The sequence below is a fragment of the Mycobacteroides saopaulense genome, from assembly GCF_001456355.1.
In the GTDB taxonomy this organism is placed as follows: Bacteria; Actinomycetota; Actinomycetes; order Mycobacteriales; family Mycobacteriaceae; genus Mycobacterium; species Mycobacterium saopaulense.
This window is the reverse complement of sequence record NZ_CP010271.1, coordinates 1548126-1573054: the sequence shown is the minus strand read 5'-3', so window position 1 is coordinate 1573054 and position 24929 is coordinate 1548126. Positions and strand designations below refer to the sequence as shown.

At 66.2% G+C, this 24929-nt stretch carries 26 protein-coding genes; 2 read left to right on the top strand and 24 right to left on the bottom strand.

Annotation, left to right across the window (positions count from 1 at the left end; translation table 11 throughout):
* Nucleotide 1: 1 nt before the first annotated feature.
* The 21 genes from MYCSP_RS07870 to MYCSP_RS07770 are packed head-to-tail and all read right to left on the bottom strand — an operon-like array spanning nt 2 to nt 21549.
* Nucleotides 2-1201, bottom strand: a complete 1200-nt coding sequence (locus MYCSP_RS07870) for an MlaD family protein (protein ID WP_088413531.1) — start codon at nt 1199-1201, stop codon at nt 2-4.
* The gene (locus tag MYCSP_RS07865; protein ID WP_162266218.1) at nt 1198-2361 is read right to left on the bottom strand and encodes an MlaD family protein; all 1164 of its coding nucleotides are present in this window, start codon (nt 2359-2361) and stop codon (nt 1198-1200) included. The genes MYCSP_RS07870 and MYCSP_RS07865 overlap by 4 nt, the downstream gene beginning before the upstream one ends.
* A complete protein-coding gene (locus MYCSP_RS07860) occupies nt 2358-3467 on the bottom strand; it encodes an MCE family protein (RefSeq protein ID WP_088413530.1) in 1110 nt (369 codons plus the stop codon). The genes MYCSP_RS07865 and MYCSP_RS07860 overlap by 4 nt, the downstream gene beginning before the upstream one ends.
* A complete protein-coding gene (locus MYCSP_RS07855; protein WP_167346509.1) occupies nt 3464-4516 on the bottom strand; it encodes an MCE family protein in 1053 nt (350 codons plus the stop codon). The genes MYCSP_RS07860 and MYCSP_RS07855 overlap by 4 nt, the downstream gene beginning before the upstream one ends.
* Entirely contained in the window at nt 4506-5573 is a 1068-nt protein-coding gene (locus tag MYCSP_RS07850; protein ID WP_088413529.1) for an MCE family protein, read from the bottom strand. The genes MYCSP_RS07855 and MYCSP_RS07850 overlap by 11 nt, the downstream gene beginning before the upstream one ends.
* Complete coding sequence (locus MYCSP_RS07845) at nt 5570-7111, bottom strand: MlaD family protein (protein ID WP_162266217.1); 1542 nt, start codon at nt 7109-7111, stop codon at nt 5570-5572. The genes MYCSP_RS07850 and MYCSP_RS07845 overlap by 4 nt, the downstream gene beginning before the upstream one ends.
* The gene (locus MYCSP_RS07840; protein WP_088413527.1) at nt 7080-7898 is read right to left on the bottom strand and encodes an MlaE family ABC transporter permease; all 819 of its coding nucleotides are present in this window, start codon (nt 7896-7898) and stop codon (nt 7080-7082) included. Before MYCSP_RS07840 ends, MYCSP_RS07845 begins: the two co-directional genes overlap by 32 nt.
* A 38-nt stretch (nt 7899-7936) precedes the next feature.
* Nucleotides 7937-8806 carry an MlaE family ABC transporter permease gene (locus MYCSP_RS07835; protein WP_088413526.1) on the bottom strand — a complete coding sequence of 290 codons (870 nt, stop codon included), beginning with the start codon at nt 8804-8806 and terminating at the stop codon, nt 7937-7939.
* Nucleotides 8803-10461, bottom strand: a complete 1659-nt coding sequence (locus MYCSP_RS07830; RefSeq protein WP_235629530.1) for a fatty acyl-AMP ligase — start codon at nt 10459-10461, stop codon at nt 8803-8805. The genes MYCSP_RS07835 and MYCSP_RS07830 overlap by 4 nt, the downstream gene beginning before the upstream one ends.
* On the bottom strand, nt 10458-10733 hold the full coding sequence (locus MYCSP_RS07825) for an acyl carrier protein (RefSeq protein WP_070911116.1): 276 nt from the start codon (nt 10731-10733) through the stop codon (nt 10458-10460). The genes MYCSP_RS07830 and MYCSP_RS07825 overlap by 4 nt, the downstream gene beginning before the upstream one ends.
* Before the next feature lie 17 nt (nt 10734-10750).
* Nucleotides 10751-11521 carry an ABC transporter permease gene (locus tag MYCSP_RS07820; protein ID WP_070911117.1) on the bottom strand — a complete coding sequence of 257 codons (771 nt, stop codon included), beginning with the start codon at nt 11519-11521 and terminating at the stop codon, nt 10751-10753.
* Entirely contained in the window at nt 11518-12456 is a 939-nt protein-coding gene (locus MYCSP_RS07815) for an ABC transporter ATP-binding protein (RefSeq protein ID WP_088413524.1), read from the bottom strand. The genes MYCSP_RS07820 and MYCSP_RS07815 overlap by 4 nt, the downstream gene beginning before the upstream one ends.
* A gap of 3 nt (nt 12457-12459) precedes the next feature.
* A complete protein-coding gene (locus MYCSP_RS07810) occupies nt 12460-13203 on the bottom strand; it encodes a hypothetical protein (RefSeq protein ID WP_088413523.1) in 744 nt (247 codons plus the stop codon).
* Entirely contained in the window at nt 13200-13706 is a 507-nt protein-coding gene (locus MYCSP_RS07805) for an SRPBCC family protein (protein WP_088413522.1), read from the bottom strand. Before MYCSP_RS07805 ends, MYCSP_RS07810 begins: the two co-directional genes overlap by 4 nt.
* Nucleotides 13703-14413 carry a hypothetical protein gene (locus tag MYCSP_RS07800; RefSeq protein WP_088413521.1) on the bottom strand — a complete coding sequence of 237 codons (711 nt, stop codon included), beginning with the start codon at nt 14411-14413 and terminating at the stop codon, nt 13703-13705. The genes MYCSP_RS07805 and MYCSP_RS07800 overlap by 4 nt, the downstream gene beginning before the upstream one ends.
* Nucleotides 14410-15915, bottom strand: a complete 1506-nt coding sequence (locus MYCSP_RS07795) for a pyridoxal phosphate-dependent decarboxylase family protein (RefSeq protein WP_088413520.1) — start codon at nt 15913-15915, stop codon at nt 14410-14412. Before MYCSP_RS07795 ends, MYCSP_RS07800 begins: the two co-directional genes overlap by 4 nt.
* The gene (locus MYCSP_RS07790) at nt 15912-17267 is read right to left on the bottom strand and encodes an aminotransferase class III-fold pyridoxal phosphate-dependent enzyme (RefSeq protein WP_083014072.1); all 1356 of its coding nucleotides are present in this window, start codon (nt 17265-17267) and stop codon (nt 15912-15914) included. The genes MYCSP_RS07795 and MYCSP_RS07790 overlap by 4 nt, the downstream gene beginning before the upstream one ends.
* Nucleotides 17264-18322 carry a fatty acid desaturase family protein gene (locus MYCSP_RS07785; RefSeq protein ID WP_083014073.1) on the bottom strand — a complete coding sequence of 353 codons (1059 nt, stop codon included), beginning with the start codon at nt 18320-18322 and terminating at the stop codon, nt 17264-17266. The genes MYCSP_RS07790 and MYCSP_RS07785 overlap by 4 nt, the downstream gene beginning before the upstream one ends.
* The gene (locus MYCSP_RS07780) at nt 18319-19299 is read right to left on the bottom strand and encodes an NAD-dependent epimerase/dehydratase family protein (protein ID WP_088413519.1); all 981 of its coding nucleotides are present in this window, start codon (nt 19297-19299) and stop codon (nt 18319-18321) included. Before MYCSP_RS07780 ends, MYCSP_RS07785 begins: the two co-directional genes overlap by 4 nt.
* Nucleotides 19299-20414 carry an N-acetyltransferase gene (locus MYCSP_RS07775; RefSeq protein WP_207565757.1) on the bottom strand — a complete coding sequence of 372 codons (1116 nt, stop codon included), beginning with the start codon at nt 20412-20414 and terminating at the stop codon, nt 19299-19301. The genes MYCSP_RS07780 and MYCSP_RS07775 overlap by 1 nt, the downstream gene beginning before the upstream one ends.
* A 52-nt stretch (nt 20415-20466) precedes the next feature.
* Nucleotides 20467-21549 carry a hypothetical protein gene (locus tag MYCSP_RS07770; protein WP_088415513.1) on the bottom strand — a complete coding sequence of 361 codons (1083 nt, stop codon included), beginning with the start codon at nt 21547-21549 and terminating at the stop codon, nt 20467-20469.
* Between the two features lie 490 nt (nt 21550-22039).
* On the opposite strand from MYCSP_RS07770, the gene MYCSP_RS07760 reads away from it, so the two are divergent.
* Entirely contained in the window at nt 22040-22399 is a 360-nt protein-coding gene (locus MYCSP_RS07760) for an ArsR/SmtB family transcription factor (protein ID WP_005060366.1), read from the top strand.
* Nucleotides 22396-22854, top strand: a complete 459-nt coding sequence (locus tag MYCSP_RS07755) for a Fur family transcriptional regulator (protein ID WP_088413518.1) — start codon at nt 22396-22398, stop codon at nt 22852-22854. The genes MYCSP_RS07760 and MYCSP_RS07755 overlap by 4 nt, the downstream gene beginning before the upstream one ends.
* On the opposite strand, the gene MYCSP_RS07750 is transcribed toward MYCSP_RS07755, so the two are convergent.
* The 3 genes from MYCSP_RS07750 to recO are packed head-to-tail and all read right to left on the bottom strand — an operon-like array spanning nt 22855 to nt 24921.
* Nucleotides 22855-23265: a hypothetical protein gene (locus MYCSP_RS07750; protein WP_070911127.1), complete on the bottom strand. Its 411-nt coding sequence runs from the start codon at nt 23263-23265 to the stop codon at nt 22855-22857.
* Nucleotides 23265-24173 (bottom strand): isoprenyl transferase, encoded by a 909-nt coding sequence (locus MYCSP_RS07745; RefSeq protein WP_088413517.1) that lies wholly within the window; start codon nt 24171-24173, stop codon nt 23265-23267. Before MYCSP_RS07745 ends, MYCSP_RS07750 begins: the two co-directional genes overlap by 1 nt.
* Nucleotides 24136-24921, bottom strand: a complete 786-nt coding sequence (recO, locus tag MYCSP_RS07740; RefSeq protein ID WP_070911128.1) for a DNA repair protein RecO — start codon at nt 24919-24921, stop codon at nt 24136-24138. The genes MYCSP_RS07745 and recO overlap by 38 nt, the downstream gene beginning before the upstream one ends.
* Nucleotides 24922-24929 lie beyond the last annotated feature (8 nt).

Here is a 24929-nt window from a genome sequence, read left to right as displayed (position 1 = left end):
GTCATTTCGGTGGCTCGATGGGCAGTGCGGGTCCGCCGTAGGGCGTCGGCACGGTGTATCGGCCCGGCGGCGTCGGGTCGGAGGTGGCGCCCAGGTCGGCGCCGGCCGGGGGCCCGGCCGTGTCGTCGCCCGCGGGACGCGGCGCGTTCTTGGCACCCCGAACCAGGACGGCGGGATCGTCGTCGCGGCAGTAGGTGTACAGGAACGGTTCCGGATAGTCCGCCGAGGAGGGTGGGCGCCGGGGTGTGCCGTAATCGCAGGCGTACCGCGGATACAGATCGGAGGTCACCCACAGTCCGTGGTCGTGCATGGTGCTGATGAACGCCTCCAGCGCCGAACCACGATAGGCCGGGAACAGGGCACTGAGCGCGGGCACGCGCACGTAGGACAGCCGGGCATTGACGGCCAGGTTGGCCAACAGTTGCACCATGGTGTCGGAGTTGTCGTCGAACAGCTTGTCCGTGGCCTGCAGCACTCGCGGGGATTGGTCGATGAGCTTGCGGTAGCCGCCGTCCATCGCGTTGACACCCGCCAGGGTGCCGCGCAAATTTCGGGCAGTGGCCGCGATGCCGCCGTTGACGTCCACGGCCGCCGACAGCACGGTGCGGCTGTCCTTGATCGCGCTGACCGTCTCGGGCAGCACCGAGTCGAGGGTGGCCAGCAGGAAGACCCCGCCGTCGACGATGTCGGTGAGCTTGCGCGGCCCGTCGGCGCTCAGACTCAGTTCCTTCTTGATGCGTGCGATCTTCACCGGATCCACTTGGGCCAGAACGCCGTCGGCGTGGGTCAGCAGCTGCGCCGGGGTGACGGGTATAGCGGTGCGGTCGCGGGTGATCACATCCCCGGCGGACAGGAACGGGCCCGCATCCGATGCCGCGGAGAAGTCGAGGTATTGCTCACCGGCCGGGGACAGCCCGGAGACCCGTACCGCAGCGGAGGCCGGCACGCGCACCTCGCTGTCCACGGTGACGGTCGCGTTCACGCCGTCTCTGGTGAAGGTCAGTGACTCGACGGAGCCGATGCGCACACCGTGCAGCGTCACGTCCTGGTGCGGCAACAGGCCCCCGGACTCGGCGAGCTGAATGGTCACCGGGTAACTCGACGCCAGCGGCCGCACATGCAGCACTGCGACCAGCAGGTAGGCGACCGAAATGGCCAGGGTCGCAACGAGCGACAGCCCGCTCACCCACGCGCGGCTCATCGCCCGGACCCCGGTAGACCAGCCTCCGGCGAGGCGGGGCGCTGTACCTCAGGGCCCTGCGCTTCCGGGCCCTGCCCGACCACACGTTCCTGCAGCCGCCACAACGAGTATTTGAGGGTGCCGACGAGCTTGTTCCAGTCGTATCGCTTGGGGCCGTGGAAGCCCGGATCTCCCCCGAAACCCGCATCCGGTATCGCACCCAGCACCAGACGGTCGATACCGGCGCGGCCGGAAATGTACGAACCCGCGGTGATCTTGATGAAGGGTGCGTACAGCCGGTTGAGCGAGAGCAGTCTGGTCTCCGGATCCAGCACCACGTCGTTCCACGACCGGGAGATGGCGTTGGCATCGGCCACCACGCTGCGTCCGCTGGTATCGGTGCCCGCGATGGACGGGAACTTGCCCAACTCGCGCGCGGTATCACCCAGCAGCAGCACCAGATCGGAAATCTGGCCGGCGTTTTCCTGCAAGGTCGCCGTCGCCGGACCCGCCGCGTGCAACACCTGCCCGAGTTCCTCGCTCCTGCCGTCGAGCGCCTCCGCCAGCCGGGCCGTCTGCGTCATCGCGGCATCCAGCTGCCCCGAGCGCGCGTTGAGCTTGCCCAGCAGCTCGTTGGACTTTCCGATCATGCGCCCGAAGGCCTCACCGTCCGGACCGGCCGCCCTACCCATGCCGTTGACGACGTTGGTGAGATTGTGCACCGCACCGCCGTTCACCAGGATCGCGGCCGAGCTGAGCACCGACTCCACGGTTGCCGCCGCACCGGTCTGATCTATCGGGATGGTGTCGCCGTCGGCAAGCGTGCCGCCGTGGGGTCGTTCGGGCGCGGTGATGGCCACGAAGACGTCACCGAGCGGTGTGGCGGTGCGCAATTGCGCGGTGCTGCCAGCGGAAAGCGTGACGTCGTGGCGGATGCGCAGGGTGGTCACCGCGTGGAAGTCCCTGGCCGCCATGGACTCCACCTCGCCGATGTCGGCACCGGCCAGTTTCACCTTGGCGCGCTCGGGCAGGTTGAGCGCATTCGCGAACACGGCCGTCAGCCGGTATCCCCCACCACCCAATCCGGGGGCGGGCAGTGGCAGGTCGGCCAGTCCACCGGTGGAACACCCCGCGCAGAGGATCATGATCGCGGCGAATGCCGATAGCCTGCGTCGCATCATTTCTGTCCCATCGCGGCGAGCCCGTCGAGCATGTACGTCAGCCCGAAGTCGGGACCGTAGTCCTGTAAGGTTCCTGTGCTGCAACCAAGTTGGCGCAGTCCCATCAGATTGCAGATCTCCTTGGCCATCTGGCCGTCGAAGACCATGCGGTCGGCCAGGAAGTGTGCACGTATTGCGCCGTTGCGCTGGTCGATGGCGTTGTAGAGGTTGTCGGCCATCAGCGGCAACACGTCGAAGAATTCGGCGACCTCCCGCTGGCGGTCGTAGACCGTCTGGATGCTCTTGTTGCCGTTGGCGATACCGCGGCGGACGGCGTCGCGGTTGTCCTGCAGGATCTTCCCGGTCTGCTCGATCACCTCGTTGAACTGCCGCCCGGTACTGCCCGAACCAAAGTTCTCACGGGCCAGGATGTCGCTGAGTTGCCGCACCGTGGAACCGAACTGGCGCAGGCTCGCGTCGTTGCGGGCCGCCGCGTCCAACAGACCGCTCACGTTCCGGACAATGGCGGTCATCTGCTCGCGGCTGTGCGCCCCGCCGTCGGCGCCGAGGCGCAAGGCCCGGGACAACTCGTCCAGTGCCGTCTTGATTCGGTCACCGTTGCCGGCGGCCACCCCGTCACCGGCATTGAGCACCGAGGCGATGGGCCCGCCCCCGGCGCCGTCACCGCGAAGGGATCCGGAGAGTTTGTCGAGCATGCCGAGCACCCGGTCGAATTCGACGGGGGTCCGGGTCCGGTTCAGGCCGATGGTGTCGCCGTCGCGTAGCGCCGGCCCGCCGCGATACGGCGGCGACAGTTCGACCTGACGGTCGGTGAGGATTGACGTCGAGAGGGTGACGGCCTGCGCATCGGCGGGGACCTTCACCTGACCGTCAACCGTGAACTCCACTTCGGCGTAGCCGCCCCTGGCGGTGATCTTGGAGACCTGCCCTACCGGCATGCCGAGCACGGCAACCACATTGCCGGGATACAGGCCTGCGGCACTGTCGAATTGGGCCGTGACGGTGATGGTTCCACTGTCCCGGGTGACGGACCATGCCGCGCCCGCGGTGGTCACGACCAGGACCAGTGCCACCGCGATCAGGAGGATGGTGCGAATCTTGGTCACTGGCAGTCCTTGAAGTACTCGAGCATCCCGAATTGCTTGGCGCGGCCGCTGATCGCACACATCCACGAATCGATGAGAGCGCCCCCACCCGGGTTTGCCTCGATCGAGTTGCCAAACCCGGTGGCGTTGGCGATTTCACGAATGGGCACCGGTGCGATCTGGAGCAGGTTGCGTAACAAGGCATCTTGCTTGGCGAGCTTGCCGCTGAGCTCCTCCATGGTGTGGATGACCCCATCGAGGGCACGGTGATCGCCCACCACGATGGTGCGCAGCGACTCCACGATGCTCTGCAGTGAGCGCATCATCGCGTGGAAGGCCGCCGAGCGTGCCACGAACTCGCCCACCAGCTCTTGTCCCTGGCGGATGAAGGTGCCGATATCGGACTGCTGGCGGCGCAGCATGCCGGTGACGCTCTCGGTGCTGGTCAGTAGCGTGCCCAACTGCTCGCGCCGCTGAGCGATCACCGAGGACAGCGCACGCACGTTCTCCATGGCCTGCGGCACCACACCGGGCAGCCCGTCCAGTTGCGTACCGAGCACGGTGAGCGACGAGGCGATGCGATCGGCGTCCACCTGCTCGAAGGTGCGGGTCGAATCGGCCAGTGCGGCCTGCAAGTCGTAGGGAACCTCGGTGTGCTGCAGGCTGATCCGCCGGCCCTCGGGAGCTCCGCCGCCTGCCGGTCGCAGGTCCAGATACCGGGAGCCGAATAGCGTGGTGATCTTGATCGCGGCCCGCGATTCACGGCCGACCGCAATGTTGTCACGCACCCGGAAAGTCGCCTCCACATGGTCACCCGCCAGCCGCACACCGGTCACCGAACCGACCTGCACCCCCGCGACGGTGACGATATTCCCCGGTCGCAGCGCGGCGGCCTGCAGGAACTCGGCGGTGAATTGCCGGTACCCCAGGCCCACTTGCTTCACCAGCAGCAGTGCGCCGATGAGCGCTGCCACGACGGCCACCGCGATCACACCGAGCCAGGTCTTGTTGTGGGAGTCCAGCGGTCTACGAAGAACGGAGAGCCGGGACATGCGCACCTCAGCCGCCATCGCCGGCGTTCCTACAGCGTGCGGTGTGCTTGGCCCGCCCACCCGGAGTGGCCGCGTTGACGATGATCGGGACGACGTCGTTGAGCCCCGGGAAGAACCCGTAGATGTTCACGTCGCAGGCATAGGCATTCATGTAGGCGCCCTGCCCGAACATGCGCGCCAGACCCTTGAGGAACAGCGGTGTGTTGAGACCCGCGTATGCGATCTGCGGCTCGATGTCCAGCATGTGCTGGGTGTAACCGGGCTCGCGCGTGAGCAATTCGTGCACTGACGGATCAACATCCCTGGCGATCCGCGACAGGTTTCTGACCACCTCGGTCATCTTCCCCACCGAGGCCACCAGCTCGGGCCGGCGGCTGTCGAACTGGCCCACCACGGAGCGGGTGGCGCCGATGGCGTCCTCGAAATCCTTGTTTTGCGCGGCGAGGCTGCCCACCACGTTGTCCAGGCCGGCGATCACATGGTCCAGCGCATCGTCACGGCCGGTGAACGTCTTGGTCAACGTCGACGTCTGATCCACCAGGGTGGCGAACGCCGCGGTGTCCCCCTGCAGCGACCCGATGACGGCCTGCGTGAGGTTGTTCACCTGCGCCGAATCCAAGACCGCGAACAGCGGCTCGTATCCGTTGAGCAGGGTGCCGATATCGAAGGAGGGTTCGGTGCGCTCGACGGGGATGACACCACCCGGCGCCAGTAAACCGCCCGCGCCCGAGTGTGTCTGTGCCAAGGCGAGATAACGCTGACCCACGATGTTCTGATACGTGACCGACGCGGTGACGTCGGCGGGCAGAGGCTGACCGTCCTGGACCGCGAAGCTCACCTTGGCGACGGTTCCGATGAGCTCGATGTGCTGGACCCGCCCGACGCGCACGCCCGCGATCCGCACATCGTCACCCTCACGCAGCCCGAAGACGTCGGTGAACATCGCCGCGTAGGACACCGTGGAACCCTTGACATCCCGGCGCAGAGTGACGTACACGAGCCAGGTCAACACCGTGGCGATCACCAGGAAGACGGCCAGCCCGATCAGGGGCCCGCGCGTTGCCGTGCCTCTCATCGAGCATCTCCTTGGTTGTTCAGGTCCTGTGTTCTGGTCACGACGGCGCCCCGGGCGATGGGCCCGAGCACCAGCTGGTCTGCCGAGGTGGCCGGCTGTCCGAGGATTCGGCCCAGCTGTCCGCGCTCTTGCACGCTGCCGACCGGACCCACGTTTCCACCGAAAGAAGCGGGTGCCATGCCGATTTGACCCGGGTCGGCACTGCCGGGTACAGGCGGAGCGGGAGTGAGCCAGGACGGCACCGGCGGGTTGGGGTCACGCAGGTCCGGGTTCGGGTTGACCAACGGCGGTCCAACGGCGACGAGGTTGCCGTTCTCGCCGACCACCGTTCCCGGCGGCGGCGCCAGATTGGCCGGCGGGTGATAGTTCTGCGGCAGCAGTACCTCAGGCAGGTCCGGGCGCACCGCGATCTGCGGTGCCGTGAAGCAACTGGGCCCCTTGAGTTCTCCGTAACGCGGGCAGTCGGCGCGGGTGTAGGTGTACGACGGGGTGAAGGACAGGTTCACCCGACCCCGCGCGGTGGTCAGTTCCGGGTCCCACACCTGCTGGAAGAAGGTGTCCGAGAACCTGGTGATGCGTTGGGAGATCGGCACGAAGTGCTGGGCGTTGTCGGCCAGCACGCCCAGCACCGGTGTCAGATCGGTGGTGATCTGGATGAGTTGGTCGGTGTGGTTGCGCAGCGACTCCGCGGTGGTGCCGGTGGTGTGCACCCCCGCACCGATGAATGTGCGCAATTGGTCCCGTTTCTCGGCGAGGGTCTGCATGGGCACCACGGCCTGATGCAAGGCATCAACCAGATCCGGTGCGGTCTGCGAGAGCCCACGGGCGGCATGCACCAACGCCGACACCGTCGAAGGGCCTTGGTCGGTCGCGACGACGGCATTGAGCTGATCGAGTGCGCGGTCGAGTTGTGCCGCACTGGTGAGTAGTTCGACGCGGCGATGGTCGGTGGCGGCTCCCACGGCTGCCAGGATCCCCAGGGTGTTGTCCTCGCGGCCCCGACCGGTCGCGGTGAGGATCTCGCGCAGCTTGTTGACGGTGGTCTGGAACAGCACGGTGGGCAGGCGGGTGTCCTCGGCGATATGCCCACCCTCGCGAATCGGCGCACCGGACCCATGGTCGACGAGCTGCAGGGCCGAGACCGCGAACACGTTGCTCGGTACCACCCGTGCGGTCACGGTGGCGGGAATCGATGGAGCATAAAGGGGTTTCAACCGCACATGCACCCGGTTGGGCTGCATACCGACCCCCGAGGTGACTCCGTCGACGGTGCCAACAAGCACGCCCCGATACTTCACATCCGACCGCGGCGGCAGACCATCGCCGACGTTGTGCAGCTCGGCGACGATGTTCACATACCGGTCCAGCACTCCGGTCGACTTGACCAACAGCGCCGCCGTCATGGCGACGACGACGGCCAGCGCGGCGCCCCCGCGCACCAGCAGCTGGCGGCGCGAGAAGACGGCACCATCCAGATCGTGGTGGCTATCACGGCGATTCTTCACGTCAACCCCCGAACCTGGCGCCCGAATCGACACTCCACAGCGCCATGGTCAGCAGCATGTTGACGATGATCACCGCGGTGATGCTGGCGCGCATCGCGTGCCCGGCGGCGATGCCCACACCCTCCGGACCCCCGTCTGCGCAGAAGCCGTAGTAGCACTGCACCGCCGAGGCGATCCATACGAAGACGATCGCCTTGAGGACCGAGTAGGCAATATCGGTCCCGTTGATCAGCAGTGTGAAGTAGTGCAGATACGGCCCCGTCGAACCGCCGCTGACAAGACGCACCATCAGCTGACAAGACAGGTAGCTGATCGTCAAGCATGCTGCATACAGGGGCACGATGGCGACCACAGAGGCCAGCAGGCGCGTGGTCACGAGGTACGGAATCGGTCGGATGGCAAGGGAATCCATCGCGTCGACTTCCTCCGCGATACGCATGGAGCCCAGTTGGGTGGTAAACCGGCATCCCGCCTGCACCGCGAAGGCCAGCGCGGCCATGATCGGGGCGAGCTCACGCGTGGTCACCATCGAGGAGATGACACCGGTAGCGGGCCCGAGCCCCATGAGGCTCAGGAAGTTGTAGCCCTCGATCGCCACCAGAGCTCCCGAGGTGATGCCGAGCACCAGCACCACCCCTGCCGTTCCACCGCCGACGACGATCGACCCGTTGCCCCAGGTGATATCCGAAAGCAGCCGCAAGAATTCACGCCGATAGCGGCGCAGTGCGATCGGGATCGCCAGGAAGGCGTGCACGAAGAAGGTGACCATGTGGCCGAGACGCGCCAGCGGACCGGCAGCGACATCCACCGTGAAGACCATGGGACGAAAAGTCTTGTGGCCGTTGTCAAGCGTGACGGTCACAGCACCGCCCTGGGGAACAGCATGGTGTAGACCTGGCTGACCACGACGTTGATGATCATGAGCAGCAGCACAGACTCGACGACGGCCGCGTTCACCGAGTTGGCCACTCCGGTCGGCCCACCGTGCGCGGCCAGCCCCTTCTGGCAGGCGATCACCGCGACGACGGCCCCGTAGACCGCCGCCTTCATCAGTGCCAGCAGCAGGTCCGCCGGGGTGGCGAACGATGCGAAGGTGGCGACGAAACTGCCTGGGGCACCGCCCTGTACGAACACGTTGAACAGGTAACTGGCCAGGAACCCCACAAAGCACACCACGCCGGTAAGAGCGATACCGATGAGAATGGCCGCGGCAAACCGCGGGACCACGAGGCGGCGCACCACCGAGACACCCATGACCTCCATGGCCGCGGTTTCCTCACGCATGGTGCGGCACCCGAGATCGGCGGTCATCGCCGAGCCCACCGCCGAGGCCAACAACATGGCCGCCACCAGAGATGCGGCCTGCCGCACCACCGCCAGGCCGCTCGCCGCACCGGCCAGCGAGGTAGCACCGACCTGCCCCGCGAGCAGCGCGAACTGAATGGAGAGCGTCACCCCGATGGGCAGTGCCACCAGCACCGTCGGCATCACGGCCGTACCCGCCATGAAGGCCGCCTGCCGCACGAACTCCGTCCACTGAAAACGACCGGTCACCAAATCCGTCACGAAGTAGCGCAGCGTATGCACGCCCAGGACAAATTGCTCGCCCACTGTGGTGAGCGCAGCAATCGGGTGATGTCGTATATAGACCGCACTTCGATAACCCAGTGGGCGAACCACTTTGGACACCACGGGGCGGACACGGACCTGCTGGCCCTGCCCAGTCATCGCCTCACACTACATTTTGCTAGACGTTCAGTGGTGGCTCTCCTGCGCAGCTTCCCCGAGGACGTCTTCGGGATCCAACCGGCGGGGACCACATGGACGTCACGCGGGCTCACCCCAAGGGTGCGGTAGACACGATCGGCCACCTCGGCACGGATGCGTGCGCTCTCGGCGGTGTTCGCGTGTAGCGCCGATTCGGCCACCATCGCAAATCCTTCACCGGCCGCCGCCGTGGACAGACGCACCGCGGCGATGCCGCCGGAACGAACGCCGGCCACCCCGACGACCGACCGCTCGATGTCCTCGGGATGCACGTTGCGCCCCGAGATGATCAGGATGTCCTTCTTACGCCCGCAGATCACCGGCTGACCGTCCTGCATCAAGTAGCCGATATCGCCCGTGGACAACCAGCCCTGCGCGTCCAACATCGGCTCGAATCCCGATGCCGTGCGGTACCCGGCGGTGACATTGTCCCCACGAATTTCCAGCTCGCCTATCGCGTTCACGGGCAACACCTCGCGGTCGTCGTTGACCACCCGCACCTCGCATCCGGGCAGCGGAAGCCCCAGCGGCACACGCGCACTGACCTCTGCGCCCTCTATTGCGACCAGATCGGGATGCGGCGGGCACACCCGGAACCCCTCACCGCGCCGCACGAACGAGACCGCCAGCGTGGCCTCGGCCATACCGTAGGCGGGGACGATGGCCTCAGCCCGCATACCGAAGCGAGCGCCCTGCGCCGCGAACCGTTCGAGGGTCGCGACGTCGATCGCCTCGGCACCGCTGAGCGCGAACTGTAACGAGGACAAGTCATATGCACCATCGGGTGCCTTGCTCAGGCGGCGGGCCAGCAGTGAGTACGCAAAGTTAGGGCCCGCTGTCATGCTGCCGCGATAGGTACTGATGAGCCTCGCCCACAACAGCGGATCACCGAGGAAGTCCATCGGCGTCACGCTGACCGTGTTCATTCCCCGGCACATCGGGACGATCAGATAGCCCATCATTCCCATGTCGTGGAACAGCGGCAGCCAACTCACCACCACATCCGTTTCGGGGTCCGCGCCGGACGCGCTCACCATGGCCCGCAGGTTGGCCTCGATATTGCGGTAGCTGATGCTGACGGCCTTGGGCGTACCGGTGGAGCCGGAGGTCAACTGCAGGAAGGCGATAGCGTCCTGGTCGGTCTCCACAACCTCGCCGGGCGGCCCGTTCAACAGGGCGGGCAACTCCAAAACGCGCGTGGCGACGGACCCGAACTGGCCGACGGCGGCCATGAACGGGTCGCCCACCACAACCGTCGAGGAACCGACCGCGGCCAGTGCCCGGCCGGTGTCCTCGACCCACACGCGCATATCGGACCGGTGGGTCGGCTGGTGCAGCATGGTCACCGAGGCGCCGGAGAGCCAGATGCCCTGCACCAGTGGAGCGATTTCGCCGGGGGCACCGGCCAGTACCGCGACCGCGTCACCGGGGCGTACCCCCGCGGCCTGGAGGGCACCCGCGATGCGCAACCCCGTCAGGTGCACATCCGCCCATGGCACCGTGCGCAACTCGTCCAGCAGCGACGTCCCGTCGGGGCCGATTGGTGCCGAGGTGAGGCCGCGGTGGGCGATGCCGGCGCCGGCCCGCAACCGCTCGATCACCGGATTCGTCGTCACAGTCGACTCTCCACGAGCTCGATCAGCGCGCCGAGGGTCTTGCATTCGAAGACGTCGTCCTTGGTCAGCTGAATGCCGAAGCGACCCTTGATCTCCGAGACTCCCAGGGCGAATGACAGCGAGTCGAACCCGAGATCGCCCACCAGTTCCGAGAAGTCGTTGACGTCCGCGGTGGGTAGCTCAAGCTCCTCGGCGATGAATTCGATGAGGAACTCACGGACCTGTGATGAGTCGCTTGCGCGAAGAACATCGTGTTGTGACGGGGTTTCCATATTTTTCTCTATGCCTTCTATTTGCCGATTTTGCGGCGGATCACCAGATGGATGGGGATTTGCAGCAGCGCGAACATGCCGATGGCAACCAGGGCGCCCTTGACCACCAGCATGGCGTCGAATTCGCCGTACATGATCGTGGAGGCGGCGGACACGATGTGGGAGAAGGGATTCGCGTTGATGCTGATCCTGAGCCAATCGGACAGGAACACCGACGGCATGAGTGCCTGACTGACGAACAGCACCGGTAGGGCCAGCGGCAGCATCGCCACGGGCGCCTGCGGATTGAGGGTGCGCAACGCCACCAGGTAGAACAGGGAGCTGTACGCCGCCGACCATAGGAACATCACCAGAACCAGGAAGAACCCTGTCAACAGCCCCGCCCGCAGCGGCGCGTCGAGGAAGGCCAGCAGTCCGATGACGATGACCGCCGCGGGGAGGATGCGGAACATCTCGAAGCCGATCTTGGCCGCCATGATCTGTCCGGTGGACACGCCGTAGAGCCGCAGCCGGTCGGTGAACCCCGATCGGATCTCGTCGATGAGTGTGCCTGCGCCGTAACCCGCGCCGAGCATCGGAATGAGCATGATGAGGCCCGGCGCGATGTACGCGGTGTAGGAGGACAGCGGGAACCCGGGTAGGTCGGCGACCCGCTGGAACATCGACCGCACGAAGATCACCAGGACGACCGGGAAGACGATCGGGAAGATGAACCCGAAGACCGGCTGTCGCAGACCCACGACGACGTAACGGCGAAACAGCCGCGCGGTGTTGGACAAGGCGTTCACTGCGTCACCTCCAGGAATGCGTCGCGCAGCGAGGTGGATCGCACTTCGATGCTGGCCGCACCCAACCCGACGCGACCGAGCTGGGCACTGAGCGCCTCCAGGTCGGTAGCGGACGCGGAATCCAATGTCCCGGACAAGGTCCCGGTCTCACCGCGTTGCAGGGTGTAGCCCGCGGCCACCAATTCGTTGGCCGTGTCCTCGGAGATGCCGCCGTAGGCCGAGATCTCGACGGCGTAACCGTGGCTGCGCGTGAACTCCTGGGTGGAGCCCGACGCCACGAGCTGTCCGCTCTTGACGATGCCCACCTCGTCGGCGAGTGACACCGCCTCGTCCATATCGTGTGTGGTCAGCACGACGGTCCGCCCTTCGGAACGCAGCAGCCGGATAGCATTCCAAACCTCCTGTTTGCCTTCGATATCCAGCCCACTGGAGGGCTCGTCGAGAAAGAGCATCTGCGGGTTGTGCGCGACCGCCAGCGCGACGTCGACGCGGCGGCGCATGCCGCCCGACAGCGCGCCCACCTTGCGGTTCACATAGCTACTCAGGCCGAACTGCTCGATGAGCTGTTCCTCGCGCGCCTTGCGCCGCGCCTTGGGCCAGCCGGCGATGGCCAGACTCATGCGGATCTGCTCGACCGGTGACATCCACAGATCGAGTGCCACCTCTTGCAGGGCCACACCGATGAGGGGGCGCAGCTCCTTGGTCTTGTCCACGGGAACGCCGAGCACCTCGAGCTCCCCACTGGTGGGGGTGAGCAGGGTGGTGGCCATGCGAATGGTGGTGGTCTTGCCCGCCCCGTTCCTGCCCAGCAGGCAGTAGACGACACCTCGCGGAATCGTCAGGTTCAAGCCGTCCACCGCCCGGGCCTCCGACCCCGGGTAGGCCTTGACCAGATCGGTCGCGCGCAGCGCCGGAGTCTGTGTTTCCGTTGTCATCAATCAGTCCTTCACTTTCGGGAGGACGTGGCGCTGCAGCTTCTGGGTGAGACTGATGCCCTGCGCCGTCATGTTCACGTCGATCGATGTGGACAGGGGGAAGCTGCCGTCCCTGGGGACCTCGTTGACCTGGTGGATCTGACCGCTGCTGGAGCCGGTGATGGTCAGGTCCACCACGGTGCGGATCAGGTCGACGGGTTTGTCGCGCCACGTCGCCTTGCGACTGCCATCGGCCCTCACGTGCCCGTGCGCCTTCGATCCCCCACCGCATGTTCCGGCCAGCTCACGCTCACCGTCGATATCCGCCAAGGCGATTCCGCCGTCCACCGCGCATTGCAGGGTCACCCGCGAGTCCAGCGGGTTGACGATGGTGATGGCATCGAGCGTGCTGGGCTTGCCGTCTCCACCGGAGACGATCCCCGTTTCGTAGGGGAATCGGTCTCCCTGGTAGTACTGCTCGATCTTCAGCTCACCGCGTCGCGGTCCCGGCCCGACGGTCATGACACCCGCACCCGGGAGGGCGGTGGTCTCGCCGAGATACGTCACCGAGCCGGACACTTCCAGTGCGTAATCACCGAAGGGGGACTTTCCTTGCGGCTCTGCCGCCGGATCTGCCTGCGACGCAGGGTACTTCAGCAACTGGAAGGCGTGCCCGACGGGTTTCCCGGCTTCCTCGTTCACCGGCGCGCACGCGGAGGCCATCGCCACCGCCAGCACCGCGAGCGCGCCCGCGCCGAGACGTCTCATCGCGGCACTCCGGCGACGGAAAGGGTACGGCTGAGGCGCCGGTGCCGGTGCGTGAAGAAGGCCGCCAGGATCTTGCTCAGCAGCCGGCCCCAACCGGGGATCAGACCCATCGGGGCTTGCGGGGCCAGGGTGACCTCGTCGGTGACGATCGTCTTGTCGCCCAGCGGTTCCAGAGTGCGGTGGTGCACCCACACCCGCATACCCGTCATCAGGGATTCCTCGCGGAACATCCGGCCGGGCTCCAGCCGCGCCACGGTGATGTCGTCGAACCCGAACGGGAGCACACCGAACAGCAGCAGGAAGCTCTTGCCGATGCGGGTGCCCGGGGTGACATCCGCGATGGACTTGCCACGGAACTGCTTGGGCATCGTCATCTTCATGTACGGGCCCATCTCGTCGTTGATGCCCTCTTGGGTGGTCACCCGCTCCCATACTTTGTCTACGGGACAGTCGATCTCGCTGACCTTGCGGAAGACGTGCTCTTCGGTGTGAATCGATCTCATCTGACTCTTTCCTTCTTGGGGGACGAGGGGGTGGCCGTGGCGGCCAACAGCGAGCCGTTCTGCACGGCACCGGCGGCATCCGGAACGAATGACCCACTGATGTCGAGGACCGCGGGCACGCTGTCGGCCCCGATGTAGTGAGGCAGGATGTCGCCGATCTGGTGCAGCCTCTCCGACAGCAGGTGCTGATACCAGTCGAAGAGCGGCACCACCAACGCCACCGTGACGAAGTGGACACCCTCGGTCGCCAGCGCGCCGAAGAACTCGTGCCATATCTGCTCGATCATCCCGGCGCGGCGATGGCTCTTGCGCACTCCCTGGGTCGCCAGCTCGGCGATGCGCTCCGGCGCAACACCGTCGAAGAACGAATCCCATTGCGGATAGAGATAATTGCGTGCGGCTCCGGTGCCGTGGCGGTAGTTTCGGGCGTCGCGCAGCGTACTGAAGCTGCCGAGGCCCAGCTCGGGATCGTGCCTCAGGGCTCGCAGTACGCCGACGGGATGCTCGGGCGATTCCCCGGAGAAGCCCACGTAGATCTCCGACGAGCGCTCCCAGGGGCGGTAGTGCACCATCTCCCCTGCCGCGATATCGACGTCGTCGGCGAAGTCGTTCTCCAGACCGAAGATCGAGAACTCCACGTTCTTGGCCCAGGCGAACCGTGCGTCGGCGGCAGAGACGCGCTCCACACGTGCCAGCTGGTCGCTCATATGGCGCTGACCTCCGGGGTACGCGCACGCCAGATCCTGTTGCCATGGGCGGCGATCTCGGAGACCATCGCGGCCGCCGCAGAGGCGGTGACCAAGGGATTGACGAAGGTGAGTTTGATCGCCTGACCCCCAGCGGCGCTGGAGCGCCCCACGATCGCGCGGCCGCTGTGGGCGAGCTCTGCCCGCACCGTTTCGTTTATCAGGTCACGCGCCTCAGAAGCGACGTCCGGCTGCCGCCAGCGCAACACCACGGTGTTGGTACACACCGGCGCCGCCAATTCCAGGTCCGGATGCTCGTCCGCCACTGCCGCCGCGGCCGAGGCCGCCGCACAGGTGGCATCGATCATCGCGGCGACATGCCGCTGCCCCACCGCCCGCAAGGTGACCAGCACCTTGAGCGCGTCGAAGCGGCGGGTGGTCTGCAGGGATTTGCCCACCAGATTGAGCACGTCCTGCTCCGCATCGCTGACCGGGTTGAGGTAATCCGCGTGCGCGGCAAGCACTTCGAAGCTCTCCCGGTGACGCACCAAGAGCGCACTGCAACTGATCGCCTGGAACAGCAGCTTATGGAAATCGATGGCGACCGAGTCGGCCTGCTCGATACCGCGCAGCAGGCCCCGATGCTGCTCACTGAAGATCAGGCAGCCACCCGCGCAGGCGTCCACGTGGACCCAGATGCCCCGCGCCCGGGCCAGCTCGGTGGACGCCTCCAGCGGGTCGATCGCCCCGAAATCGGTTGTTCCGGCGGTGAGTACGAGGGCGAAGATCGGCGTTTCCGCGCGGTCCGCGTCGTCCAGGATCTCCGGGAGCGCCTCGGACCGCAGCCGCCCGGCATCGTCGGTGGGCACCTCGATGACGGCGGCCGTACCGAGACCGAGCACCCGAAGAGCCTGCTGCACCGAGAAATGTGTCTGCCGGGTGCACAGCACCCGCCATGAACCGGCCTCCGGCGGCAGTCCCTGGGTCGCGATATCCCATCCTGATCTGCGGGCGAAGAGATCGCGGGCCAGCAGCAGTGCCTGCAGATTCGACTGGGTACCGCCGCTGGTGAAAGTGCCGTCGGCGGCCAGCCCGTATCCCATTCTGGCACACAGGTATTCGATGACCTGCTGTTCGATGGCGGTAGCCGCAGGAGCCTGGTCGAAGGAGTCCATCGACTGGTTGAACGCGCTGATCAGCACCTCTGCGGCCAGCGACGGCAACGCGGGTGGGCAATGCAGATGCGCCAGGTATGCGGGATGCGTTACCACGACCGACTTCTCGGCGAGCAATCCCGCTGCTTCGTCCAACGCCCGGCTCAGTCCCACCCCGTCGGGGTCGTCGAGATCCAGCCGCCCGGCCTCGCGTTTCAGCGCGGCGTAACCGTCGACCAGTCCGGGCACGGTGGCACCGCCCAGCGCGCCGCCGGCCCGGTCGGCCGCCAGTGCGATGGCCTCGCGGTAGGTGTTTTCGCTATCTCCCGTGAGAAAGACACTCACGAAGGGACTCTGGTTCGCCGTCATCGTGACTCCGCGAGCTCGGATCCACTGGTTGACCGGGTGCGCTCCACCGCCGCGAGTGCAGCCTCGAAGGCGTTGAGCGCGGCGGAGATGTCGGGTTCCTCGATGGTCAGCGGCGGCAGGAACCGCACCACGTTGCCGTACTGTCCACCGGTCTCGACGATGAGACCGTGCTGCAGGCAGGCCTGCTGAATCTCGGTCGCAAGATCGGGGGCCGGCGCTCCGGCGTCGTCCGGCCACGGCTGGTCGCGGTCCACGATCTCCACACCCAGCATGAGGCCGACCCCGCGCACGTCGCCGACCAGGTTCGAACCGGATGCGATGGCGTTCAGACCATCCCGGAAGACCTGGCCGCGAGCGGTCACCTGCCCGCGCAGACCGTTCTCCCGCGCGAAGCGGATCACGGCGCTCGCCGCGGCGAAGGCTATCGCGTTGCCACGGAAGGTGCCGGTGAACGCTCCGGGCTCCCACACGTCGAATTCCTTGCGCACCACCAGAACCGCGATCGGAATACCGGAACCGAGCCCCTTGGAGATGACCATCATGTCGGGTTCGATGCCGCAGTGCTGAAACGCCCAGGCGGGGCCGGTGCGATACATACCCGCCTGCACCTCGTCGGCGATCAGTGGGACACCGAGTGTCGATGCCGTACGGCGCAGCGCCTGCCCCCACCGCGCCGGCGCCGGGATCACCCCACCCTCTCCCAACACGAACTCGGCGATCAACGATGCCGGGGCCGTCACTCCGCTGTGCGGGCGCGTGAGTGCGTCGGCCACCGCGATCGCCAGTTCGACACCCTGCTCCCCGCCCACCCCGAAGGGACTGCGGTAATCCTGCGGATAGGGCAGAAAGCTGGCCTGCGGAGACAACACCACCGGTTGTCGGCGCAGGCCGCCGCCGGAGCTCGTGGCGCGCGCGGCCCGCGTGCATCCGTGGAATCCACCTTGCACGCCAATGTGTTCACGGCCACCGGTGGCGATCTCGGCGAGCATCAGGGCGGCCTCGACCGCGCTCGCCCCGCTGGGTGAGCACAAGTGGATGTTGGCATCGGCTGCCAGCCGCACGGGCAGGATGGAGAGCAGCTCCTCGACGAATCGATCCCGGGTAGGGGTGTGAAAGTCCAACGACAGCAGCGGCTCGCCCGAGGAAACCGTCTTGATGACCGCCTCGCTGACAACCGGGTGGTTCCAGCCCAGCGACATGGCACCCGCGGCGGCCAAGCAGTCGACGTACCAGCGGCCGTCGTCGGCGCGCACGCGTGCGCCCCGCGCCTCGACCGGCCGTATGGGCAATCGCCGAGAGTATGTCGCGGCCCCGGACTCTCGTGCCGTGGACGTGAATTGACTTGTGGTCATACCGCCTCCTTACGCGGGTGGGCGAGCAGCCGCCGCAGCGATGAGGCGAGTGAACGGTCTTCGGTGGACCAGTACCCGGCATCGGGCGGGATCGCCGCCATCAGCCGCCGGCGCGCCTCCCCCAGCTGGTGGTAAGGCAGCTGAGGGAAAAAGTGGTGCACCGCATGGAAACGCAACCCGACCGGCGCCCATAGCGAACCAAGGACGGGCACGGACGGGTGATCGATCGAATCGAGAACCTGCTCCGGGAAGGTCATGCGCTCGCTCTTGCCCTCATACCGGTGGGCCACCAGCACGCGCAGCCAGTTCACGAACAATGCCAGGGCAATCACGGCATAGGCCTCCACCAACCGATACGGCGAGTAGGCGCCCAGGAGCAGCAGTACCAGCATGGCCGATGTGTAGGCGAAACAAGCGATCTCCTGCACCAGCCACGAACGCGGGGTGCCCGCCGGTGGCAGCGGGCGCTCGAAGTCGGCGTCGATCATCAGCGAGGACGCCCGGGTCAGCACCACCGGCCGGATCGCCGGAATCAGCCAGCTCAGCGGAGCAAGCACCAGGAACCGGAAGACAAAGGCCAGCGGTCCGCCCAGCGCGGTGAACGGCAACACGATGATGCGCCAGCGCGGTTCACTGGCGTAGGTGACGTACTCGCCGTCCTCCGCCGTCCCGTAGGTGCGCGACGCATGGTGTTCGTGGTGGAACTCGAAGGTGAATTTCGGTGCCAGAAAAGGTATTCCGCACACCGCATGCCATACCACCGAGAACCAGCGCAAGTCTTCCTCGGCGTGCACGAGCTCGTGCACGAACAGCACGGCGCGATAGAACGCGAAGGCCGCCACCACAATGCACGCCACCGCAGGCATCGAGAGTAGATTCTCTGCCGGGCACAACAGGAAGGCCGTGTACCCGATTGCCAGGCAAGCGGCAAGGTCCAGCCAATAGATCCATTGTCTGCGGGCCGCCAGGTCTGCCACCAGCGCACGCGCATCGGCCATCGAGATGCCGAGGGCTTCCTTGGAGCCGGCCTGTACCTGCCGTGGCTCGACCGTCATCGTACGAACTCCGCTATCAATTCGTGGGTAGAGACCTTGGGAATTCCCAGCTCTCGCACGGCCCTGTCGGGTGCGTAATACAGCTCGCGAGCCATCAGCTCGATGTTCTCGGCAGCCAGCACATCGTCGGGGTCAAAGCGGCCGGAGACATCGCGCAGCAGCCTGTTTCCCCTGCCCGTTGCCCGGAAGAGCCCCATCGGCGCAGACCGCACCGGATGCGCACGGCCCACCGCGGCCACCAGCAGCTCTCCGATCTGCCGGTAGGACAGGTTGGCGGTGCTGAGGATGTATCGACGCCCGCTGTCTCCCTTGGCCATTGCCGCCGTGATACCGGCGACGAAGTCTCGTGCCGAGCACACGGCGGTGCCTCCCGGCGGCACCACACGCAGCAGGCCCTTGCGCGCGGCGACCAGCAGCCCCTGCCAGGACCGGGCGGGCCCGGTCCCCGGCGCGAACACCGCGGCGGGGTTCACCACGACGGCATTCAGGCCGCGTTCGACGAAGTCCAACACCAGTTGCTCACTCGCACGCTTGGTCGCCGAGTACACGTTGTCCAGCACCGAATCACGCGGATCGAAATCCTCGTCCGCCACCACCCCGTTGGGCGGATACCCGATGGCGGCGGTGGACGACACATGCACCATGCGCTGCACGTCGTGCTGTAGCGCCGAACGCGCCACGTGATAGGTGCCGAGCACATTGGTCTGCCAGATCTTGTGCCCCAGGCGGGAATTCGGCGATGCGATGCCGGCAAGGTGGTACACGTGAGAGGCGCCGCGCATCGCGTCGTCAACGCTGCGTGCGTCGGTGATGTCCGCACGGGTCGTCTCGACGTATTCGCGCAGCCCTCCGGGAAGCACGTCCGCCTCGTGCGGGTTGGTCAGGACGGTGACCCGCTCCCCGGCCTGCACCAGGGATTTCACCAGGGTGGATCCCAGGTATCCGGTGGCCCCGGTGACCAGTGTCCGGTCGCCCATCACAGCGCCTTCTGGTAGACCCGGTGGATCTTCTCGGGGTCTGTCTTCATCTGGGAGGTCAGCGAATTCGACCACACGTTGTCCTCGTGCACCCACGTGGTGGCGACCGACGAGTAGCCGCTGCCGGTGATCGTCCGGACGATCTCCCCTGCCAGCACCCGTCCGATCCCGGCCCCGAATTGGGTCTGCACCGCACCGATGAGCACCACGACCGCCGTCTCGATCCCGCGGATGCGCCCCTCACGCCGGGCGGCGAGGCGAGCCAACAGTGGCGGGGTAAGCCGACCGGAGCGCCCGACGATCTCGTTGACATCCGGCAGCATCAGCAGGAATCCGACGGGAACGCCATCGGATTCGACGATTCGCACGATGTTCGGATCGATCAGCGGCCGCATTTCGGCTGCCATACCCGAGAACACCTCGCGGCTGAGCGGAACGTTCTCCGGGTGATGGGCAAAGGAGTCGTTGTAGAGACCCCGCAGCATTTCCAGCTCGTCGGCGTAGCGGCGCATCCGCACCGAGCGCACCGTCAGTCCTTGGTCGCGCATCACCGCGTCGGCTCGCCGCAGCAGACGCTGCCGAACGTCCCGGCTGCCGTCGACATGCCAACGGTAGGAGGCGCTGTCGAACTTCTTGCGGTATCCGGAAGCCTCCACCAACGCCGGGTAATACCGGGGGTTGTACGGCTGCATGAGTGCGGGCGGTCGGTCATACCCGGAGACCAGGAGTCCGACCTCTTCGCGGGAGGTGTAGCTGAACGGACCGACCATCTTGGTCACGCCCCGGCCGGCGGCCCACTGCTCGGCCGCCCCGAGTAGAGCGGCGGTGACCGCCTCGTCGTCCACACTCTCGAAAAATCCGAAGAATGCGCAGTCGCCGTAACGCTGCACGTATGCCGAATCGATGGCCGCGGAGATGCGTCCGACGGGGCTACCGCCGCGGTAGGCGACGAAGTTCTCGATCTGCACCTCACGGTGCAGCGCGTTGTGCTTGGAGTTCATCTTCGCGTGCATGACGCGACGCAGCGTGGGCCGCCAGAGCGGATCGTCACCGTAGACGCGCCAAGGCATCGCGACGAATTGCTTGGCCTCGCAGTGTGACTCGACCCTGCGCACCGATACCGGCGGGCGTGCCTGCCGCTGCCCGGCCGGCTGCTCGATCAGTGCTCTATCCAGCACGGACGATTCCCAGGTCGTGGGCCAACTCGGGATTGCCCTTGCTCTTCCACAGCGCACCGTCCATGTAGAAGTGGTGCAGCACAAAGGTCAGCGGGACCGCGAAGATGATCGTGTCGAGCTGGCCGGCGAGGATGCCCAGCCCTGCAAAGAAGGCGATGTACAGCGGCAGCGCCTTCCGCGTCGACAATCGCGCCAAGAGCAGCTTCTTCTCGCCCGGGTCCTCGCTGCGCGCGAAGCGCGTGTTGTTCCGCGTCCAGTTGATCAGGTGATACTGCAGGCTGTGCGTGGTGGTCGCGATCAGGATCAGCGCGAAGAGGTCCGAAACCAGCAGGTAGGACAGGTTGTAAGACAGCGCCGCGATCACAAAGGTGGCCACCGACATGGCAGGCAGCGCGCGCTGCCCCGCCCGCTTGAGCTGGAACTGCTCCCACACCGCGACACCCAACAGGACTGCGGCACAGACGAATCCAGCGATCACCAGGAAGCCGGGAATGGGTGGCACCGGTACGCTCAGGTTCGAGAACGGCAGGCGGTGACCGAAGACCTCGTACTCGGAGAAGTTGAGGCCGTGGCTCGCCCGGTACAGCACCGGGGCCAGGCAGGTGGCGTACAGCGCGTACTTGATCCGGTTTCGCGGGCCCTTGTAGCCGTTCTTCGCTGCGTAGATGTTGACGATCCCGAAGTGCTGCTTGAGAACGTGGAACACCTGCCAGTAGGCCCAGATGGCCAGCAGCGGTACCAACCAGCCACCGAACCACAACGTGCCGACGATCGCGCCGACCACGACGAAGCTGATCACGTAATGCGCCCAGTACCGTGACCGCTCCCGGGGATCCATCCAGACGCGGGCCGTGGTGGTGAGCACATGCGGCAGGTCGGACAGCAGCGAGAAGACCACCGCACCCACCAGGAACACGCCCTTGTGCCCGTCGGCCGCGAACAGCACCGCGGACAACAATGCGCCCAGACCGAAGACAAAGAGGATGTCGACGCGTCTGCTGACGAACCATCCCGGCCGACTTCCGCTGTCGGTGTTCTTCAACTCATTGGTGTCGGTAGCAAAGGCGGCCATCACGATCATCCTCGGGTAGGCATCAAAGTCTTAATTGATAATGATTATCGTTTTCATAACGTAGAGATTGCGCGCCCCCGTGTCAACGCCGAGACCTGTGAGCGGGCTGTGACGCTGCTCACCCGAAATCGAGCAGTTCGGGGCAGTAATTTGATGGGCGATTGCCGCGGATTCGCCTCGCGCAGGCCCGGAGTGAACGCGAGGTCGCGGCCGCGGGAACGCCCGCAATCGCCGCCTTTACAGGCCCTTCCACGCCATCGAACGCCCGTCGCAGCGGCAGATCCGGTCAAAGCAGCAAATGTTGAAGGCGTGGCGGGAGTCGCCCGTCCGCCCTGGGGCTCCGCACCGGGCACGGACCGCCACGGCCACACCCTTACCACCAGATCGGCTACGGGCCACTACCCTCAATAGATGGGCCCGGTTTGCCGCCGGACTCAAACGTTGGGTCTCCGGACAGGCCGGGGCGTGATTCAGGTTGAGGTAGATCGCCGTGGTGAACACCGTGCTTAGCTCCGCACACGACGAACCGCCGCATGCGCCGCTCACCCCGCCCGGTCCGCTGCCCCCGCGCGAGATCCTCGAACAGTCCGGTGAGCTGCTCCGCGCGCTCGCCGCGCCGGTGCGCATCGCCATCGTGCTGCAGCTGCGCGAATCGCAGCGCTGCGTGCATGAACTGGTCGACGCGGTCGGGGTGGCCCAGCCGCTCATCAGCCAGCACCTGCGGGTGCTGAAGGCCGCCGGAGTGGTTTCCGGGGAGCGCCAGGGCCGCGAGGTCATGTACCGCCTCGTCGACGATCACCTCTCCCACATCGTCGTCGACGCGGTCGCGCATACCGAGGAACAGAGATGACGCCCACGCAGGCCGGAGGTCCCCCCAGCGTCCGCGAGGAACGGCCCGCCCTGCGCGGGACCGTACGTTCCACCCGCCAGCGCGCCGCCATCACCGCCCTGCTCAAGCGGACCGACGAGTTCAAGTCCGCGCAGGAGCTACACGACGAGCTCAAACGCGAGGGCGAGGGCATCGGCCTGACCACCGTCTACCGGACGCTGCAGTCCATGTCGACATCGGGCGAGGTCGACGTGCTGCGCAACGACACCGGAGAGTCGGTGTACCGCCGCTGTTCGGACGGCCATCACCACCACTTGGTATGCCAGAGTTGCGGTTTCGCGGTGGAGGTGCAGGCGGGCGCGGTCGAGAAATGGGCCACCGACATCGCCGAAGAGCACGGTTTCACCGAGGTGCACCACACCGTCGAGGTCTTCGGTTTCTGCAGCCGCTGTAGCGCCGAACGCCGAAGCTCTTAGTTAGTTGCCCAGCGCCTTTCGCGCGTCGGCGCCCGTGGCGAACACCATCATCAGCAGCGTCATCAACGCGTCGTCGTCGTCGATACCGGTGGCCGGAAAGTTGTAGCGCAGCAACACGTCTGCCTTACGTCCCTTGGCGATCAGCAGGATGTTCCCGAACAGGGACTTCTGCGCAAGCCCGTCCACCAGATGACGAGACTTCGCGTTGACGGCCACATCCCAGGCCAGCACTTGCGAGAGCGACACCACGTCCAGGCCCGCCGCGATGGTGACGACGCGGATCGAGGTCAGGGTGCCCTCGTAGTCCGCGGTCAATGCGCCGTCGGGTTCCCTGGTGACCGGCAGCACCGGGTGCAGCACGCGGTACACCCGATCGAGAATCTCGCCGGCTCCGTCTTCGGGGTCTGCCATCACGCCGACCCGAATCGCCGGTCACGCTGGGCGTATTCCAGGCAGGCCGCCCACAGGTCGCGGCGGTCGAAGTCCGGGTACATCTTCTCCTGGAACACGAACTCGGCATAGGCCGACTGCCACATCATGAAGTTGCTGGATCGGAACTCGCCGGAGGGCCGCAGAAACAGGTCGACGTCGGGCATATCGGGCTCATCGAGATATTTGGCGATGGTCTCCTCGGTGATGCGGTCCGGCTTGAGCTGCCCGGATTCCACCAGACGGGCGATTCTCCTTGTCGCCTCGGCGATTTCGGCCCGGCCACCGTAGTTGATACAAGTGGTCAACGTCAGGGTGCTGTTGTTCTTGGTGAGCTCCTCGGTGATCTCGAGCTCCTTGTAGACGCTGCTCCACAGTCGCGTCTTCTGGCCGGCCCATCGGAACCGCACACCCATGTTGTTCAGATCGTGCCGTCGCCGCTTGACCACGTCGCGGTTGAAGCCCATGAGAAAGCGAACTTCGTCGGCGGGGCGGCGCCAGTTCTCCGTCGAGAACGCGTAGGTGGTGAGCCACGGAATGCCCATCTCGATGGCACCACACACCATGTCCATCATGGTGGCCTCGCCCATCTTGTGACCCTCGGTGCGCGGCAGCCCGCGGGCGCGGGCCCAGCGGCCGTTGCCGTCCATCACCACCGCGACGTGCCGGGGAACCAGTTCCTTGGGAATGGTCGGCGGCGTGGCACCCGAGGGGTGCTTGGGGGCGGGATGCGGCCGGGTGCCGCCGGGGCCCACACCGGGCAGCAGCTTGGGGAAAACAGCAGGAAACACCGTCTTGTCCGGGAACGTCGGGTTGTAGCCCTGAGGTACGTCGGCCCAGTCGGTGTAGTACTTATCCTGCTGCGGATCGGGCTGGCTGCTCTTCACCATGGCTCATATTTAACCTGCTGCCACGTTCGACGAGCGGGAGTGTCCGCAGCTTGCGTTCCAGATGCCACTGCAAATGCGCCGCGATCAATCCGCTGGCCTGTGTTCGCAGGGCCTGCGGCACGTCATCGGTGGCCGCCCAGTCGCCGTCATGAAGCGCCGCCATCAGCTCCAGCACACCCTGCGGCGGGGTCACCGCACCCGCAGGACGACAGTGCACACACACGCTGCCGCCCGCCGCCACGTGGAAGGCCCGATGCGGACCGGGGTTGGCGCAGCGGGCGCATTCGCTGATAGCGGGAGCCCACCCGGCAATGCTCATGGCGCGCAACAGGTATGCGTCGAGAACCAGCTCGCGGGAGCGCTGTTGGTCGGCGATGGCCCGCAGTGCGCCGACGGTGAGGCGGTGCAGGGCGACGGCCGGAGACCGTTCCTCACCGGCGATCCGTTCGGCGGTCTCCAGGATGGCGCAGGCGGTGGTGTACCGGCCGTAGTCACTGACGATGTCCGCGGCGAAGGCGTCGATGGCCTGCACCTGGGTGACGATGTCGAGATTGCGCCCCGGATGCAGCTGCACGTCGATATGCGCGAACGGTTCCAGCCGTGACCCGAACTTACTGCGGGTGCGGCGCACGCCCTTGGCCACCGCGCGCACCAAGCCGTGCTGGCGGGTCAGCAGGGTCACGATGCGATCGGCCTCGCCGAGCTTGTGCTGTCGCAGCACGACAGCACGATCCCGATAAAGCCGCATTCGGGTAG